The sequence below is a fragment of the Microcystis sp. LE19-8.1F genome, assembly GCF_027531715.1.
GTDB lineage: Bacteria > Cyanobacteriota > Cyanobacteriia > Cyanobacteriales > Microcystaceae > Microcystis > Microcystis wesenbergii_A.
In genome coordinates this window covers 1-2,681 of sequence record NZ_JAPZSO010000192.1, presented here as the reverse complement: position 1 = coordinate 2,681, position 2,681 = coordinate 1, and the positions used below count along the sequence as shown (strand labels likewise).

The window sequence follows — 2,681 nt, the reverse complement described above, 5'->3', positions numbered from 1 at the left end:
CGTCAGGAGACGGGGACTCCGGGACAGCTATCAGGGATCAGATTTGAATTTTTAGTTCACTGTTTACTGGTCACAGCAAAAAGCTTTTGGCTGACGGGTGACGGCTTGGATGTGTAATTAATTTTGCTTAGGTACTTATGTACACTGGTTGAGGAAAATTGTCTATTTTATCGGTTTTTATGAAATCTTTAGAATATTTTGCCTGATCTGAAGTTCTAATGGTATAGAGTACAGACCTCTATGTGTTTTGTTCTAACAAAAAACAACAAACAACTCAAAATGACTACCAACATCTCTAGACAACTAACCACTGGCGCTCTCGCCATTGCGGGCAGCGTTGCGGCTTTCGGCTTTGCCGGTGCTGCTCAGGCTGCTCAATTAAATGCTAACATTGGCTATGTTCCAGTGGGTACAGTTTCTTATGCGGGCCCTAATCTATCCAATGCCACCTCACTTACCTTTCCTAATATAAACTTGGTCAATACCAACCAACCAACTTATCTGGGTAACCCCAACGACTTTTTCTCTGGCCCTCTAGCGGTTGCCATTGGTTCGTCTGTAGCTCTCTCTCCCCTGACCTTCGACTTCTCTGAAGCGGATGGTGTTCCCGGTGCCGGTGCTTTTACCGTAACCTTTACTACCGCCTCTGGCACGGCTACTTTCACCGCCACATCCTTTACAACCAATTCTGCTCCGGGTAATGTAGATACCTTGGATCTGCTGATCCAAGGTACAACCACTGGAAATGGTTTTAATCCCACTCCCTCTAGCCTTCTCGTTAACCTCAACCAAGTCGGCGGTCCGGGTGGTGTAGTTAACGCCTCTAGTACCTTTGCTTCTCCCCCCCAAACCCCCACAGCTGATGTCCCCGAACCCTCTGCTATACTCGGTATCTTAGCCGTTGTTGGTGCTGGTGCTTTCGCTCGTCGCAAGAGCTAGTCACTGCCATTAAATCGAAAACAGGCGTTAAGGTTAAGCTTAACGCTTTTTTTTGTGGCTAGAGAGGGGGAAGTGCGGAACCTTCTACCGGGTACTAGAACCGGTTGGTGTTCTGGACGGAGACACCGCCGCCAGCCATTGCAACGGTAAAGCCTACAACAGCTTAGTTTTTCTCGGTTCCGTCGCGACCTCGGGATTCTATAGCCCCGTCCGTTGCCGTAAATCCCTCCGCTTGCGCTAATATTTGCAGATTGTGGGCTATGGAGGCGAAAGAATCGGCAGGATATTCGATCAAAGTGGCGGAATCGAGAAAAGTTTCCACTCCCACAGGACAACCCAAATAATCAGCCACCGCTTTTGGAGTAGTGGAACCGAGGAGAATAGTTCCCGATTGTCTCACAGAAGATAGCTTTTCCCAAGGCTCATCGATCATTAAGGATAAATGGGTGGGAGCAAAAAGATTCGATAATTCGATCGCTTTTTCCAATGATTCCACCACCACGATTAAGCCATAATGAGCGATCGCTTTTTCCGTTAACAATCTCTGGGGATGTACCTGTAACTGTTTTTGTACTTCTTCCTGTACTATTAACGCCAAAGCCTTATCCGTCGTCAATAAAATCGCAGCCGCTAGAGAATACTGTTCCGCTTGCGCTAATAGATCTAGGGCCAACTGTCTGGGATTAGCTTGATTATCGGCAATAATAACTAAATCAGAAGTAATAGAGAGATAATCGATTTTTACATGGTCAGAAACCAGTTTTTTAGCCAAATTAGTATAAAAATCACCTATTCCGGCAATCATCTCCACGGGAGCGATCGTTTTTGTGCCGTAGGCTAAAGCGGCGATCGCCTGTGGTCCAGCCACCCGATAAATCTCACTAATACCCACCGATTGGGCTGCCACTAAAATCGCCGGATGGATGCGTAAATCCTCATCGGCGGGGGATACCATGACAATCCGTTTAACCCCCGCTATTTTGGCAGGAATCGCCTGTTGGAGCAATAAACTGAGATAGGCTCGTTTACCATCGGGAACGACAATTCCCACACTGTTAACTGGTTGATAACGTTTCCCCCGAACCGTACCATCCTCAGGAAACTGGACCCAAGCTTTGGGAAGACGCTGACGGTGAAAAGCCTCCATTTTTTCACAGGCAACAGCGATCGCATTTAATAAGTCCTGCGACACCTGTTGATAAGCAGCATCGAGTTCCGAGCCACTCACCTTCAGTTGCTGTAGATTAAGGGACTGTTGATAGAATTTTTCTGTGTAATCCACCAACGAGCGATCGCCAGCAAGTCGCACCTGATCGACAATCTCTCGGACAAGCGATTCTTTTTCCCGAATTTCCGGATCGTCGAACCGTTCCCGAATTCGTCTCAGTTCCGTTCTGGCTGACCATGGCTCTGTGATAATTCGCAACATCGAGCTATTATCCTCTAGGGGCGAAACGAGATTAAAAGGTTTTCACTTCTCACACTCTAGCTTATCGCTTTCAATCTTGACCGGGGAGGGAGACCGAGTCAGTTATTTTAGCCGTCGGTCGTCGGTCGTCGGTCGTCGGTCGTCAGTCGTCAGAAGATTAGTTTTATTTATTCTCCCCACACCCCACACCCCACACCCCACACCCCACACCCCACACCCCACACCCCACACCCCACACCCCACACCCCACACCCCACACCCCACACCCCACACCCCACACCCCACACCCCACACCCCACACCCCACACCCCAC

3 protein-coding genes are annotated in these 2,681 nt (G+C 48.6%); 1 reads left to right on the top strand and 2 read right to left on the bottom strand.

Annotation, left to right across the window (positions count from 1 at the left end):
• Nucleotides 1-279: 279 nt before the first annotated feature.
• Nucleotides 280-939, top strand: a complete 660-nt coding sequence (locus O9334_RS18055) for a PEP-CTERM sorting domain-containing protein (protein ID WP_045362759.1) — start codon at nucleotides 280-282, stop codon at nucleotides 937-939.
• A gap of 163 nt (nucleotides 940-1,102) precedes the next feature.
• On the opposite strand, the gene hisD is transcribed toward O9334_RS18055, so the two are convergent.
• Nucleotides 1,103-2,368 (bottom strand): histidinol dehydrogenase, encoded by a 1,266-nt coding sequence (gene hisD, locus O9334_RS18050; protein WP_045362688.1) that lies wholly within the window; start codon nucleotides 2,366-2,368, stop codon nucleotides 1,103-1,105.
• A 102-nt stretch (nucleotides 2,369-2,470) separates the two neighbouring features.
• The coding region (locus O9334_RS18045) for a hypothetical protein (protein ID WP_288001629.1) at nucleotides 2,471-2,681 on the bottom strand (211 nt) is incomplete at its 5' end.